14 protein-coding genes are annotated in these 14701 nt (G+C 71.4%); 9 read left to right on the top strand and 5 right to left on the bottom strand.

Going from position 1 to position 14701, the window contains the following annotated elements; genetic code table 11:
* The first annotated feature begins 5 nt into the window (after window positions 1-5).
* Genes IE178_RS06450 through IE178_RS06430 form a run of 5 tightly spaced genes read left to right on the top strand, consistent with a single transcriptional unit; the run spans window position 6 to window position 4609 of the window.
* The gene (locus IE178_RS06450) at window positions 6-1616 is read left to right on the top strand and encodes an ATP-binding protein (RefSeq protein ID WP_193511580.1); all 1611 of its coding nucleotides are present in this window, start codon (window positions 6-8) and stop codon (window positions 1614-1616) included.
* Entirely contained in the window at window positions 1613-2020 is a 408-nt protein-coding gene (locus IE178_RS06445) for a roadblock/LC7 domain-containing protein (protein WP_145870257.1), read from the top strand. The genes IE178_RS06450 and IE178_RS06445 overlap by 4 nt, the downstream gene beginning before the upstream one ends.
* Window positions 2017-2427, top strand: a complete 411-nt coding sequence (locus IE178_RS06440; RefSeq protein WP_184765539.1) for a DUF742 domain-containing protein — start codon at window positions 2017-2019, stop codon at window positions 2425-2427. Before IE178_RS06445 ends, IE178_RS06440 begins: the two co-directional genes overlap by 4 nt.
* Complete coding sequence (locus tag IE178_RS06435; protein ID WP_184765540.1) at window positions 2408-3028, top strand: GTP-binding protein; 621 nt, start codon at window positions 2408-2410, stop codon at window positions 3026-3028. Before IE178_RS06440 ends, IE178_RS06435 begins: the two co-directional genes overlap by 20 nt.
* 57 nt (window positions 3029-3085) lie before the next feature.
* On the top strand, window positions 3086-4609 hold the full coding sequence (locus tag IE178_RS06430; RefSeq protein ID WP_193511579.1) for a cytochrome P450: 1524 nt from the start codon (window positions 3086-3088) through the stop codon (window positions 4607-4609).
* On the opposite strand, the gene IE178_RS06425 is transcribed toward IE178_RS06430, so the two are convergent.
* The 4 genes from IE178_RS06425 to IE178_RS06410 form a co-directional block, all read right to left on the bottom strand.
* Entirely contained in the window at window positions 4603-5553 is a 951-nt protein-coding gene (locus tag IE178_RS06425; RefSeq protein ID WP_184765542.1) for an RluA family pseudouridine synthase, read from the bottom strand. The two genes, IE178_RS06430 and IE178_RS06425, sit on opposite strands and share 7 nt — an antisense overlap.
* A 37-nt stretch (window positions 5554-5590) precedes the next feature.
* Window positions 5591-5887 carry a hypothetical protein gene (locus IE178_RS06420; protein WP_184765543.1) on the bottom strand — a complete coding sequence of 99 codons (297 nt, stop codon included), beginning with the start codon at window positions 5885-5887 and terminating at the stop codon, window positions 5591-5593.
* Between the two features lie 101 nt (window positions 5888-5988).
* A complete protein-coding gene (locus tag IE178_RS06415) occupies window positions 5989-6834 on the bottom strand; it encodes a siderophore-interacting protein (RefSeq protein WP_193511578.1) in 846 nt (281 codons plus the stop codon).
* Between the two features lie 105 nt (window positions 6835-6939).
* The gene (locus IE178_RS06410) at window positions 6940-7845 is read right to left on the bottom strand and encodes a 5'-3' exonuclease (protein ID WP_318279892.1); all 906 of its coding nucleotides are present in this window, start codon (window positions 7843-7845) and stop codon (window positions 6940-6942) included.
* A gap of 278 nt (window positions 7846-8123) precedes the next feature.
* Between IE178_RS06410 and IE178_RS06405 the strand changes: the two genes are divergently transcribed.
* From IE178_RS06405 to IE178_RS06390, 4 genes are all read left to right on the top strand, one after another.
* Window positions 8124-9215 (top strand): quaternary amine ABC transporter ATP-binding protein, encoded by a 1092-nt coding sequence (locus IE178_RS06405; RefSeq protein ID WP_184765546.1) that lies wholly within the window; start codon window positions 8124-8126, stop codon window positions 9213-9215.
* The gene (locus IE178_RS06400; protein WP_184765547.1) at window positions 9208-11826 is read left to right on the top strand and encodes an ABC transporter permease/substrate binding protein; all 2619 of its coding nucleotides are present in this window, start codon (window positions 9208-9210) and stop codon (window positions 11824-11826) included. The genes IE178_RS06405 and IE178_RS06400 overlap by 8 nt, the downstream gene beginning before the upstream one ends.
* Before the next feature lie 450 nt (window positions 11827-12276).
* Complete coding sequence (locus tag IE178_RS06395; protein WP_184765548.1) at window positions 12277-12852, top strand: helix-turn-helix domain-containing protein; 576 nt, start codon at window positions 12277-12279, stop codon at window positions 12850-12852.
* On the top strand, window positions 12849-13577 hold the full coding sequence (locus IE178_RS06390) for a helical backbone metal receptor (RefSeq protein WP_184765549.1): 729 nt from the start codon (window positions 12849-12851) through the stop codon (window positions 13575-13577). The genes IE178_RS06395 and IE178_RS06390 overlap by 4 nt, the downstream gene beginning before the upstream one ends.
* Here IE178_RS06390 and IE178_RS06385 read toward each other — a convergent pair.
* Window positions 13489-14640 (bottom strand): TDT family transporter, encoded by a 1152-nt coding sequence (locus IE178_RS06385; protein ID WP_193511576.1) that lies wholly within the window; start codon window positions 14638-14640, stop codon window positions 13489-13491. The two genes, IE178_RS06390 and IE178_RS06385, sit on opposite strands and share 89 nt — an antisense overlap.
* Between the last annotated feature and the right edge of the window lie 61 nt (window positions 14641-14701).

Here is a 14701-nt window from a genome sequence, read left to right as displayed (position 1 = left end):
CTCACATGGCGAGTGTCCACCTTCCTTACGCACGCGTGCTGTTGTTGCCGGCCATAGTGATGGCCGCGGCGACCGGAGCCGCCGTCGCCCTGGTGACGGAGCCCGCCCGGATCGCCGTCGGCGTGTGCGGTGCCGTCGCGACCCTGCTCGTGACCGCCGCCGCGACCGAGGCGGTGCGCCGCGGCCGTGTCCTGCGGGACGCGCGCGCCGAGTACGACCGTCACCGTGCGTATCTGGAGGCGCGGATCGCCGCCCACGACACGGAGACGGACTACTTCTCCCGCCACGTCGTTCCCACGGCCCTGGACTACCTCCACAGCGGACACGACGCCGACGAGGTGCTCCGCCACCTTCCCCGGCTCAACCCGGCCTGGCGCGATCTGCCGAAGTACCAGACCGACATGCTCAAGACGATGCTGACGATCATCGACGAGGAGGAGACCCTGCGCGATTCCGCCCAGCGTTCCTTCGTCAGCATCGCCCGCCGCGTCCAGGCGATCGTCCACCAGCAGGCCAAGGAACTCCGCGAGATGGAGGAGGACCACGGCCGCAACCCCGAGGTCTTCGACGACCTGCTGCGCATCGACCACGGCACCGCGCTGATCGGCCGTCTCGCCGACTCCATCTCCGTCCTCGGCGGCGGCCGTCCCGGACGCCAGTGGCCCAAGCCCGTCGCGCTCTACAGCGTGCTGCGCGGCGCCATGTCGCGCATCCTCGAGTACCGCCGCATCGACCTGAAGTCGATCGCCAAGGTCAACATCAAGGGCATCTACGTCGAGCCGGTCATCCACGCCGCCGCCGAGCTCCTCGACAACGCCACCCGCTACTCACCGCCGACCTCCAAGGTGAGCGTCACCGCCACGGAGGTGCAGACCGGCGTCGCCATCGAGATCGAGGACGCCGGCGTCAGCCTCGACGAGCAGGCCCGGGCCCGGATCGAAGGGATCCTGGAGCAGGCCCAGAGGGGCGTCGACCTCCAGGAGATCGGGGCGAACCCGCGCCTCGGCCTCGCCGTCGTCGGCCGGCTCTGCACCGCGTTCAACATGCAGGTCTCGCTGCGCGCCTCCGCCTACGGCGGCGTCCGCGCCGTCCTCATCGTGCCGAGCGAGATGATCACCGACCAGCCCGGCGTCGGCCTCGCCCACGGCATCGGGGCGACCGCCGTGCCCCGCCCGGTCGACGCCCTCCCCGGCCCCGAGCGCACCCCCAAGAGGCGCCGCCCCACCAGCCCCCGCATCCCCGACACGGTCGCCATGGAGGACGACGTCCCCGAGGTCACCGAGTGGACCGCGGGCGGCCTGCCGCAGCGCCGCAGCAGGGTGAAGACCCCGCTGGCCCAGCGGTACGCCGAGCAGGCGGCCGCCGAACGGGCCGAGCGGGAGGCCGCGGAGCGCGGCGAGGAGTACCACGACATCTGGGCCAGGCCCGAGCCCGAGAAGAAGAAGCGGAACGACCGTGAACCCGGGCTGTGGGTCGACGCCTTCTGGGAGGGCCTGAAGAAGGACCTCGACCCGGGCGTCCACCCCACCGACTTCACCCGGAACCCGACCGCCTACCTGCATCTCATCAACGAACCGGCCCGCACCGAGGCCGATGACGAGGGGGACCTCAAGTGATCCAGCAACGAGCGAACTTCGACTGGATGCTCAAGGAGCTCGCCGACGGCGTACCCGGCGTCGAGATGATCGTGGTGCTCTCCGCCGACGGCCTGCGCATCGCCCGCTACGGCGGCGACCCGGACGCCGCCGACCGGGTCGCCGCGGCCTGCGCGGGCGTACAGAGCCTCGCCGGGGCCGTCGCCCAGGAACTGCCGCACGGCGACGGCGAGATGAAGCTGGTGCTCATCGAGATCAACGAGGGCTACTTCTATCTGATGGCGGCCGGCGCCAACGCCTATCTCGCGGTGCTCTCCGACATGACCTGCGAACCCGGCCGGATGGGCGGCATGATGCGCGACCTCGTCGTCCGCATCGGCGCCCATCTGACCAGTCCGCCCCGACGGAACGGGCAGACCGTATGACTCCTCCGCGACGCCAGAGGCGCTTCCCCCAGGGTGACCCCCCTCCGCGACCGGCCGAACCGGCCAGGAAGGAGGGCGAGGGCGGCAATCCGGAGCGGCTGTACGTCGTCGCCGGTCCGGACGGCGAACGTGCGGACCTCGACCTCGTGACGCTGATCGTGGCGCGCTCCCCGGACCCCCCGCCCTCCGCCACCCCCGAGCAGGCGGCGCTGCTCCGGCTCTGCGTCGCCCCCCTGTCCGTGGCCGAACTGTCGGCCTACCTCAGCCTGCCGTTCAGCGTGGTGACCGTGCTGCTCACCGAGATGCTGACGGCGGAACTGGTGCAGGCGCGTTCCCCGATCGTACGGAAGGCGCTCCCGGACCGTTCCCTTCTCGAAGCGGTGATGCATGGACTTCAAAGGCTCTGACACCATTGCGGGCCCACGGGCCGAGGACCAGTTGCCGCACACGGCACAGGCCGCGGTGAAGATCGTGATCGTGGGCGGATTCGGGGTCGGCAAGACGACCATGGTCGGCTCGGTCAGCGAGATCAAACCGCTGACCACCGAGGAGACCATGACGCAGGCCGGCATCGGGGTCGACGACAACTTCGGTTCCGCCTCCAAGACGGCCACCACGGTCGCCATGGACTTCGGCCGCATCAAGATCACGGACCAGCTGGTGCTGTACCTCTTCGGCACCCCGGGCCAGGAGCGCTTCTGGTTCCTGTGGAACGGCCTGTTCGAGGGGGCGCTCGGCGCGGTCGTCCTGGTCGACACCCGGCGTCTCGAAGTCAGCTTCGACGTGATGGGGCGGCTGGAGGAACGCGGCGTGCCGTTCGTCGTCGCGGTCAACTCCTTCCCGGACGGACCGCGTTACCCGATCGCGGATCTGCGGTCCGCCCTCGACCTGTCCGAGCACATCCCCATCGTGGAGTGCGACGTCCGGCGCCGGGCCTCCAGCCGTGACGTCCTGATGACCCTGATGCGGTTCCTGCACTCGCTCGCCATGACGGGCTCGCTCACCTGATCCACGGGATCCGTCCCGTTCCCCAGACCGCTGCCTTCCCTTTTCGGAGCGACCACTGTGACGCCTGAATCCCACTCCCTGACGGGAGACACCCCGACCGGAACGGACGGCCTCCGGCCCGGTCCGCCCCCCGGCTGCCCCGCGCACGGCCTGGGCCCCGGAGGGCTGAGCCGGCTGCACGAGTCGGACGACCTGAAGAAGCTGTACGAGAAGCTGCGGGCCGAACACGGCGCGGTGGCGCCCGCGCTGCTCCACGACGACGTGCCGGTGTGGGTGGTCCTCGGCCACGCCGAGAGCCAGCAGATGCTGCGCACCCCCGGGCAGTACGGTCGCGACACCCGCATCTGGTCCCCGCTCAGGGAGGGCATGGTCAAGCCCGACCACCCGCTGATGCCGCACATCGCCTGGCAGCCGATCTGCGCCTTCGCCGAGGGCGACGAGCACAAGCGGTTGCGCGGCGCCATCGACGCCGCCGTGGCGACCATCGACTTCCGCACGCTGCGCCGGCACATCAACCGCAGCGTCCAACGCGTCGTCAACGGGTTCTGCGAGGACGGCGAGGCCGACCTCGTCGGCCAGTACGCCGAGCATCTGCCGATGGCCGTGATGTGCCAGATCCTCGGCATGCCCGACGAGTACAACGACCGGATCGTCGAGGCCGCCCGCGACATGATCAAGGGCACCGAGACCGCCATCGCCAGCAACGCGTACATCGTCGAGATCCTGGGCCGCCTCACCGCCCGCCGCCGCGCGGAGCCGTTGAACGACTTCGCCAGCCACCTCGTCACCCACCCGGCCGGACTGACCGACGAGGAGGTCAGGGAACACCTCAGGCTGGTGCTCATCGCCGCCTACGAGACCATCGCCAATCTCCTCTCCAACGTGCTGCGCCAGGTGCTGATCGACCCGCGCTTCCGCGCCCAGCTCAACGGCGGCCAGATGACCGTGCCGGAGGCGGTCGAGCAACTGCTCTGGGACGAGCCGCCGTTCAGCACCATCCTCGGCTACTTCGCCAAGCAGGACACGGAGCTCGGCGGACAGCGCATCCGCAAGGGCGACGGACTGCTGTTCGCGCCCGCGCCGGCCAACGTCGATCCACGCGTACGCCCCGACCCAACCGCCGACATGCAGGGCAACCGCTCACACCTCGCCTTCGGCGGCGGCCCGCACGAGTGCCCGGGTCAGGACATCGGCCGCGTCATCGCCGAAGTCGGCGTCGACGCGCTGCTCATGCGGCTGCCCGACGTCGAACTGAGCATCCACGAGGACGATCTGTACTACACCGAGTCCATCGCCTCACGGCACCTCGTGGAGCTGCCCGTCCACTTCACCCCCCGGCCGCCGCAGGACGTGATGCAGCGGCCGAGCCACGAGAACGATGCGGCGCCGCAGCAGGACTGGCACATCGGCGCCGCCCGGCCGGGGACCGTGCCGGACCCCGCGCCCCCGGTGTCGCCCGCGCCGCGCTTCGAGCCGCCCGCCGCGCAGCCCCTTCCGGTGCCGCCGCCCCCGACGGTGGCGGAACCGGTCCCGCCGCGGAACGCCTGGCAGCGCTTCCTGCGCTGGTGGCGCGGTTACTGACCGGCGGCCCACGCCTCGTACGAGGTCCAGGCCGCGAGCACCCGGCCGCTGGCGAACCGGTGCTCCACGCCCGTCACCGGGTCGGTGAACTCCAGCGTCCGGGCCAGCAGTTGCAGCGGGCGCCGGAAGTCACCGGCCGGGACGGGGCCGGTCACCTCGGGGTACAGCGGATCACCGAGGATCGGCACACCGAGGGCGTTCATGTGGACCCGCAGCTGGTGGGTCTGCCCGGTACCGGGCACCAGCCGGTAGCGGCCGAGGCCGTCCGGCCGGTGGGCGACGAGTTCCACGCGGGTCAGCGCGTTCGGCTCGCCCTCGACCTCCCGGGCGGTCAGCACCCCGCGCTCTTTCACGATCCGGCTGCGGACGGTCCGGGGCAGCTCCAGCGCCGGGTCGTACGGGGCGACGGCCTCGTACTCCTTGCGCACCAGCCGGTCGCGGAACAGCGTCTGGTACGCGCCCCGCTCCTCGGGCCGGACCGTGAACAGCACCAGGCCCGCGGTGAGCCGGTCGAGGCGGTGGGCGGCGCCCAGCTCCGGGACGCCCAGCTCACGGCGCAGCCGGGCCAGCGCGGTCTGGGTGACGTGGCTGCCGCGCGGGGTGGTGGCCAGGAAGTGGGGCTTGTCGACGACGACGATGTGCTCGTCCCGGTGGACGACCTCCAGCGGGAAGGGCACCGGCACCTCCGCGGCCGGCTCCCGGTGGAACCACAGGAACAGGCCGGGTGCGTACGGCGTGTCCGCCGGTACGGCCCGCCCGTCCGCCCCGACGATCAGCCCCGCGGCGAACATCCCGTCGACGACACCGGCCCCGGCCGACAGCCGCTGCACCAGATGGTCCCGCACCGTGGCCCACTGACCCCCGGCGGGCAGCCGCACCCGCACCGGGTCCACCCCCTCGCGCTGCGGCAGGGGAGCGGGCGGGATCGGGCGTCTGCGTCTCACAGCGAGCAAGGGTATGAGGCGGGCCGCGAGACCGGTGCTACGCGTCCGGAGCGGCCGTACCGGGCGGGTTCTCGTGGCCGGCCGCCCGTTTCAGCCGGGCCTCGACCTCCTGGCGTGGCACGGCCTCGGCTCGCGCGTATTCGGTCACCGCGATCCGGACGTCGCGGGCGAGGTCGCGCCAGGCCCGCCAGGCGGTCTCCCAGGTCGCGGTCTGGCGACCGCTCCACTTGGTCCGGGTGGGAGGACCGTAGGCGTCCCGCAGCCGGCGTACCCGGGCGTGAGCCTCGTCCGCCGCGCGCTGCTTGGCCACGAGCTCGTCGAAGGTGTGTGCCACGCGCCCGGATCCTGCGGCAGCCGCACGCCGTCGGCGGCTCGCCACGCCGACCGGGCCGGGGTGGCGGGCCCTGGTTCACCCGGTCGGCGCCTCGGACGAGGTCAGGCGGAGGCCCGCACGTCCTCCTGCTCGGCCTCGATGCGGGCGTTCCACTCGCGCTTGGAGGCCTGCCAGCCGTCCTCGTTGTGGCCGAGCCGCCAGTAGCCGGAGATCGACAGGTCCTCGCGCGCGATGCCGCGCTCCACCCGCAGCAGTCGGCGCAGCTCCTTCACGAAGTGGGCCTCGCCGTGGACGAAGGCATGCACCCGGCCCTCGGGGAAGTCGAGCGCGCGGACGGCCTCCACCAGCGCCTCGCCGACGGGGCGCCCGCCGCGGTGCAGCCAGCGGACCTCCACGTCGGAGTCGATCTTCTGCTCCTCCTCGGGGCCGGCGATCTCCACGAAGGCGTACGCCCTGGAGCGGCGCGGCAGTGCCTCCAGGGAGCGGGCGATCGCGGGCAGCGCGCTCTCGTCGCCGACGAGCAGATGCCAGTCGGCGGACGGGTCCGGGGCGTAGGCGCCGCCGGGGCCCAGGAACCGCACGATCTCGCCGGGCCGGACGCTCGCCGCCCAGGGACCGGCCAGGCCCTCGTCGCCGTGGATCACGAAGTCCAGGGTCAGTTCCCGGTGCTCGGCGTCCCACTGGCGCACGGTGTAGGTCCGCGTCACCGGCCACTGCTCGCGCGGGAACTCCTCGCGGATGCGCTGCAGGTCGAAGGGCTCCGGGTAGGTCACCCCCGCGGCCGGGAACAGCAGCTTGACGTAGTGGTCGGTGCAGGTGTCCGCGACGAGGCCGGCGAGGCCCTCGCCACCGAGCACCACGCGCTGCATGTGCGGGGTCAGCCGCTCGGTGCGGACGACCTCGGCGGTGTGCGGCGTGCGCGGTGAGCGTCCCGGTCGCTCTGCCATGAGGGGCCTCCCAGCTGTCACAGTTAGGTTTACCTAAGTTAGCACCTCGATCTCGGCCGACGCCTCATCGGAGAACGGGCCGTTCGGTTCGGCACGGTGTGCGGCTCACGCCGTGAGGGTCGTCAGCAGGCGCTGCAGCGAGCCGCCCAGGCCCCAGCGGGCGGCCAGGGACTCCACCGCCGCGGGGTCGCGCGGCGTGCGCGGCAGCGCCGTGTCGACGTCCGGGAGCGGGACGTCGTCCGCGACCCGGACGACCTTGGGGGCGACCGCGAGGTACGGCCGCGCCAGATCCAGGCGCTTGCGCTGCGACGGTGTGAGCCTGGCCTGCCGGTCGTCCACGGCCGCCAGGATCCCGGCCAGATCGCCGAACTCGGCGAGCAGTTTGGCCGCCGTCTTCTCCCCGATGCCGGGCACACCCGGCAGGCCGTCGCTCGGATCACCGCGCAGCAGCGCCAGATCCGCGTACCCCCTGCCGTCCACCCCATACTTCTCGCGCAGCGCCGCCTCGTCGGTGACCTGGAGCGTGGCGACGCCCTTCAGCGGATACAGCACCCGCACCCCGCGCGCGTCGTCCACCAACTGGTACAGGTCGCGGTCGCCGGTGACGATGTCGACCGGTCCGGTCGCCCGGGCGGTGAACGTGCCGATCACGTCGTCCGCCTCGTACCCGGCGACCCCCACGCGGGCGATGCCCACCGCGTCGAGCACCGCCTCGATGACCGGGACCTGCGGCGACAGCGTGTCGGGCACCTCCTCCTCGTCCGGGCCCGCCGGGTGTTCCTCGGCGACGCGGTGTGCCTTGTAGGAGGGGATCAGCTCCACCCGCCAGTGCGGGCGCCAGTCGGCGTCCATACAGGCCACCAGGTGGTCCGGGCGGTGGTCCTTGACCAGGCGGTCGATGAAGTCGAGCAGTCCGCGCACGGCGTTCACCGGTGTGCCGTCCGGGGCCCTGACGGACTCCGGGACGCCGAAGTAGGCGCGGAAGTACAGGGAGGCGGTGTCGAGGAGCATCAGTCGTCCGGTCACGTCCCGCATCATGCCGCACGCCACCGACAGTGCCCCGAAGGAAAGAGACCCGTGCCCCGAAGAAAAGGACCCGGCGCGTGATGCGCAACGAGTTGCGTAACGCGCCCACGCTGTGAGGCATCACACCAACACGTTTGCTCCGTGCGAAAGCGGGGAGGCGCGGCCCCGGAGCGATGCCGGTTACAGATTCAACCTGTTTTGGACCGCGTGAGCCGTCCGCCGGGCGTCGCTTCCGTCATTTGCCGTCGAGACAAGAGGTACGCGTGTCATCCAGGCTTGAGGCCGAGCATCTGTACAAGGTGTTCGGCAGACGACCGGACCAGGCGGTCGAACGACTGCGCCACAAGAAAGCGGACCGGGAGGAGCTGCGCGCCGACGGCATCACAGCCGCCGTCATCGACGCCTCCTTCACCGTGGAGCCGGGCGAGATCTTCGTCGTCATGGGCCTCTCGGGCTCGGGCAAGTCCACCTTGCTGCGGATGCTGAACGGCCTGCTGGAGCCGACCGCCGGACACGTGCGCTTCGACGGTCAGGACCTGACCGCGCTGCCCGACCGGGAACTGCGCCAGGTCCGTTCCAAGAAGATCAGCATGGTCTTCCAGCACTTCGCGCTGTTCCCGCACCGCAGCGTTCGTGACAACGCCGCGTACGGACTCGAAGTGCAGGGCGTGCCCCGCGCCGAGCGCGAAGCCCGCGCCGACGAGGCGCTCGCCCTGTGCGGCCTGGCCGGCTGGGAGAAGTCGTGGCCCGACGAGCTGTCCGGCGGCATGCAGCAGCGCGTCGGTCTCGCCCGCGCGCTCGCCACCGACGCGGACCTGCTGCTGATGGACGAGTCGTTCAGCGCGCTCGACCCGCTGATCCGCCGCGACATGCAGGACCAGCTGCTGGAACTGCAGCAGACCCTGAAGAAGACCATCGTCTTCATCACGCACGACCTCAACGAGGCCATGCGCCTGGGCGACCGCATCGCGGTGATGCGCGACGGCCGCATCGTGCAGATCGGCACCGCGCAGGACATCCTGATCCGGCCCGCCAACGACTACGTCGCCTCCTTCACCCAGGACGTCGACCGCTCCCGTGTGCTCACCGCCGGCGCGGTGATGGAGTGCGAGGTGCGCGGCGACGAGGCCGACTGCGGCTGCGAGACCGCGACACCCGACACGCCGTTCACCGACCTGTGCGCGATCAGCGCCCGCGTGCCGCACCCGGTGGCGGTGCTCGACAAGGAGCGCGCACTCGTCGGCGTCGTGCCCCGGCAGCGCCTCGTCGGCTTCCTCGGTGACGAGGAGTCCGACCCCGGCGTCTGCGACACCCCGCGGGGCAAGGGCGGCGAGAAGGTGATGGCCCGTGCCTAGGATCCCGCTCGGCGACTGGGTCAACAGCACCGTCGACTGGCTGCTCGCCAACGTCACCTGGCTGTTCGACTTCTTCAAGGCCGTCTTCACCGGCGCCTACGACGGTGTCAACGCCGTCCTCCAGGCCCCCGAGCCGCTGCTGCTCGCCGGCATCTTCGCGGTGATCGCCTTCTGGCTGCGCGGCACCTTCGCCGGTGTCCTCACCTTCGCCGGATTCGCCTTCCTGGACTCCCTCGAACTGTGGGAGGACTCGATGGTGACGCTGGCGCTGGTCATCGTCGCCACGGTGATCGCGCTGGTCATATCGGTGCCGGTGGGCATCTGGGCGGCCCGCTCGGACCGGGTCAGCGGATTCGTCCGGCCGATCCTGGACTTCATGCAGACGCTGCCCGCGATGATCTACCTCATCCCGGCCATCCTGTTCTTCGGGACCGGTCCCGCCCCGGGCATCGTCGCCACCCTGATCTTCGCGCTCGCCCCGGGCGTGCGCATGACCGAGCTGGGCATCCGCCAGGTCGACAAGGAACTGGTCGAGGCCGCCGAGGCGTTCGGCACCACCCCCCGCAACACCCTGCTGCGCGTCCAGCTGCCGCTGGCGCTGCCCACGGTGATGGCGGGCGTCAACCAGGTCATCATGCTCGGCCTGTCCATGGCCGCGATCGCCGGCATGGTCGGCACCGGCGGACTCGGCGGCGCGGTCATCGAGTCCATCGGCCAGCTCAACATCGGTCTCGGCTCCGAGGCCGGTATCGCCATCGTCATCCTGGCGATCTACCTGGACCGCATGACCAGCGCCCTGGGCACCCAGGTCTCACCGCTCGGCCGGCGCGCCGCCGCCAAGGCACGTGCCGCGCAGGGGCTGAAGATCTGGTCCTACCGGCCCCGCCCGCAGGTCGCCGTGATCGGCGTCGTCGTCCTCGCCCTGGTCGCGGGCGGCATGGGGATATTCGGTGGTGACGCGGGCGGCTCCGGCACCACCGCCGACGGCAAGAACGTGGGCAACGGCAAGAAGATCACCATCGGCTACATCCCGTGGGACGAGGGCGTCGCCTCCACCTTCCTGTGGAAGGAGATCCTGGAGCAGCGCGGCTTCGAGGTCGAGGCCGAGCAGTTCGAGGCCGGCCCGCTCTACACCGCCCTCGCGCAGGGCAACATCGACTTCCAGACGGACGCCTGGCTGCCCACCACCCACGAGGCGTACTGGAAGAAGTACGGCAAGCAGCTCGACGACCTCGGTGCCTGGTACGACGAGACGTCGCTGGAGCTGACCGTCCCGGCGTACATGAAGGACGTCGACTCCCTCGAGGACCTGAAGGGCAAGGCGGACCTCTTCGGTGGGAAGATCACCGGCATCGAGTCCAGCGCCGGCATGATGGGCCTGCTCAAGAGCAAGGTCCTCAAGGAGTACGGCCTGGACAAGGAGTACAAGGTCGTCGACAGCTCCACGCCGGCGATGCTGGCCGAGCTCAAGCGGGCCTACAGCAAGAAGGAACCGGTCGTCGTCACGCTCTGGTCGCCGCACTGGGCGTACAGCGACTACGACCTGAAGAAGCTGAAGGACCCCAAGGGGACCTGGGGCGAGGGCGACGGCGTGCACACGCTGTCCCGCAAGGGCTTCGCCGGCGAGAACCCCGCCGTCGGGAAGTGGCTGAAGGACTTCTCGATGACCGAGAAGCAGCTCACCGGCCTCGAGGCCGAGATCAACAAGGCCGGGAAGGGCAGGCAGCAGGACGCCGTCCGCTCCTGGCTGAAGGACAACCCCGGCCTCGTCGACGAGCTGGCCCCGGTCGGCTCCGGCTCCGGCTCCGCCCCCGCCGAGGCGAAGCGGCCGCTGGACATCGCCTGGTTCCCCTGGGACGAGGACATCGCCGTCACCTACCTGTGGAAGAACGTCCTGGAACGGCGCGGCTACAAGCTGAACCTCAAGCAGATGGACGTCGGCCCGGTCTACACCGGCCTCGCCTCCGGGGATCTCGACCTCAACTTCGACGCCTGGCTGCCCTACGCGCAGAAGAACTACTGGGACAAGAGCAAGGACAGACTCACCGACCTCGGTACCTGGTACGAGCCGACCTCGCTGGAGATCGCCGTCCCCTCGTACGTCAAGGACGTCAAGTCCCTGGAGGACCTCAAGGGCAAGGCGGACCTCTTCGACGGGCGGATCATCGGCATCGAGCCGGGCACCGGTGAGATGAACCTGGCCAAGACCAAGGTGCTGCCGGGCTACGGCCTGGACAAGGAGTACGAGGTCGTCGACGGTTCCACGCCGGCGATGCTGGCCGAGCTCAAGCGCGCCTACGCCAAGAAGGAGCCCATCGCCGTCACGCTGTGGTCGCCGCACTGGGCGTACAGCGAGTACGAGCTGACCAAGCTGAAGGACCCCGAGAAACTCTTCGGCGAGGGCAACACGATCCGCACCATCGCGAGCAAGAAGTTCCCCGAGCAGTACCCGCAGCTCACGAAGTGGATCAAGGGCTTCCATATGAGCGAGGACGAGCTCGGCACCCTGGAGGCGGAGATCAAGGACCGCGGCCAGGGCCACGAGGAGGAGGCCGTCGCCGCCTGGCTCGAGGAGCACCCGGAGATGGTGGAGCGGATGACCCCGCAGTAGTCCGTGGCACCGCGGCGACCGACGATCCCGCGGGCGACCGCAGTACCGGCAAGCCCACGAGGGGCGGGCCCGGAACCGCACCCGACGGTGCGGCCGGGCCCGCCCCTCGGGTCATCTTCGAGCCGGTCGTGTCCCGAGCCGCGCGGGAACACGACAGGGATCCGGACAACCACGGAGCGCGATGTCCTCCCCGAACTTCCCCGTGACCTTCCGCCGGGCCCGAGGAACAATGGCGAGAACACCCCGTATCGCACGCACGGGGAACCGAGGGGCCCGTCGGGCGGCCGGCGCGAACTGTGAGGTGGGCACCGCTCGCGTATGACGGCGACGTGACAGGCTTCTGAACGGTTTGCCGAACCTGCGTAGGGTGCAGACAACTCGACAGAAGGAGTGCGCCGCGAGATCGGCGCACGGGGCGCGGGACAATCGGCGAAGGAGGGAGCCGGAGCGATGGGCGACCACAAGGAACAGCCCCTGCGGGTGGGCGCGGCCGTGCGACGACGACGCCGTGCGCTGGAGCTCACCCTCGCCGTCGTGGCCGAGCGCAGCGGCCTGTCGGTCCCGTTCCTGAGCCAGATCGAGAACGAGCGCGCGCGTCCCAGCCAGAGCTCACTGGAGAAGGTCGCGGACGCCCTGCGCACCACCGCCGTGGAGCTCCTGGCCGCCGCCGATCCGGCGTGCAGCGTGGACGTCGTCCGCGCCGAGGGGGCCGGCGGCGAGCCGGTGCCCGATCCGCAGGTGCGTTCCCTGGTGCGCGGTCACCACCAGATGCACGCCTCGGAGTTCACCGGCGACCACGACGCCGGCCGTGAACTGCAGTTCCGCAACGACCAGTTGATGTACGTGGCGGACGGCGCCGTGGAGATCGAGGCGGAGGGCCGCGCGTACCGCCTGGGCCGGGGCGACACCCTGTACCTCACCGGAGGCGTCCGGCACCGCTGGCGGGCCACGGTGCCGGAGACGCGGCTGCTCGTCGTCGCCGTCGCCGATCACATCGAGGCGGTGCGGGACAAGCCGCGCCGATGAGTCCGGCCAGGATCGTCTCCCTCGTCCCGTCGCTGACGGAGGCGGTGGCGCTCTCCGCCCCCGGCTCCCTGGCCGGCGCCACGGACTGGTGCACGCATCCGGCCGGGCTGGACGTCGTGCGCGTCGGCGGTACGAAGAATCCGGAGGTGGACCGGATCATCGGCCTCGCCCCCGATCTGGTGATCGCCAACGAGGAGGAGAACCGCGAGCCCGATCTGGCGGCCCTGCGCGCGGCGGGCCTGGAGGTGCTGGTGACGGAGGTGCGGACGCTGCCGCAGGCCTTCCGCGAGCTGGCCCGGGTACTCATGGCGTGCGGGGTCACGGCGCGGCCCCGGTGGCTGGACGGGGCCGAGGCCGCCTGGGACGCCCTGTCCGCGCCCCCGGAGGCGAGGACGGCCGTCGTGCCGGTCTGGCGGCGGCCCTGGATGGTGCTGGGCCGGGACACCTTCGCGGGCGACCTGCTGTCCCGGCTCGGCGTCGGCCATCTGTACGCGACCCACCCGGAGCGTTATCCGCGCATCCCGCTCGACGCACTCCGCGCGGCGGAACCGGACCTCGTCGTGCTCCCCGACGAGCCGTACCGCTTCACCGCCGACGACGGCCCCGAGGCCTTCCCCGGGGTGCCCTGCGCGCTGGTCAGCGGGCGGCATCTGACCTGGTACGGGCCGTCGCTGGCCGAGGCACCGACGGTGCTGGACCGGGCCCTGCGAGCAGCGCGCCGCTGACCAGACCGCGCACGGTGTGCAGCGTGGCGGTGGCCCAGGCGGCGACGAGGAGGGCGTAGAGGAGGACGGTCAGCCCGTCGTAGACGAGGAGCCCGGTGTGCCGGGACAGGGCCGCGGCGCCGGTGACACAGGTGCCGACCGGGAAGGTGAACGACCACCAGGTCATCGAGAAGCGCATCCCCTGGCGGCGGGCCCGCACGACATGGGCGGTGGCGAGGCAGAGCCACAGCAGCGCGAAGCCCGTCACGGGTACCCCGTACAGGACGGCGAGGAGCCCGAAGCCCTGGTCGTACGGTGCCGGTACGACACCGGGGGCGACGTCCGCGAACGCGCCGACGGCGGTGGTGGACTGGCCCAGCGGGCCGAGCACGAGGAACAGCGTCGGGGTGAGCGCGAGCGGCAGCGGGCCGCCGGTGATCAGCCGGGCGAAGACCAGGGGCAGCATCAGCAGGGTCGCGAGCAGGCTGAGCCCGAACAGCGCGAAGCAGGCGAGCAGCAGGGTCTCCCGGGGCTGCCCCGGCGGCAGGTGCGGCACCAGACGCGGCCCGAGGGCGGCGGACACCATGGGCGCGACCAGGGGCAGGAGCCACGCGGGCGTCGCCTGCTCGGGGGTGAGGCGGTGGTGTACGGCCATGAGGTACGGGACGGCCACGGCGGCCGCCAGCCCGACGGCCGTACCGGCGGTGAACAGCACGGCGTCCAGGGCGACGGCCGGACCGGGCCCGATCCAGTCCCGCCCGACGGAGAGCGCGCCGCCGCCGACGGCCAGCAGGGCCATGGACGGACAGCCGTGGAACGGGGCCACGGCCGGGTCGAGCAGATGGGCACGGGCCTGGTCGCGGTGGTGGGCCCAGTGCAGGGCGCGGGCGGCGAGCAGGGCCAGCAGGAGGACCAGGGACAGGGCCCAGACGGCGGTGAGGGCGGTGCGCAGGCCGGGAACCCGCACGGGGAGCACGGCACCCGAGGCGGCCACGACGGCGGTGCCCATGACGCAGGCGTACCAGTTCGGTCCGAGGTGACGGACGGGTGTGGTGAGCCGGGGTCGTGCGGTGGTGAGGACCATGGTCATACGGTCGTACCGGGGGAGGGGCGTCACCAGGGACTTTGCCCCTATGGCCGCATAA

Origin of the sequence: Streptomyces griseoloalbus, assembly GCA_014650015.1 — a bacterium.
In the GTDB taxonomy this organism is placed as follows: Bacteria; Actinomycetota; Actinomycetes; order Streptomycetales; family Streptomycetaceae; genus Streptomyces; species Streptomyces griseoloalbus.
The sequence above is the reverse complement of the archived record's forward strand: the minus strand, read 5'-3'. Positions and strand labels throughout refer to the sequence as shown.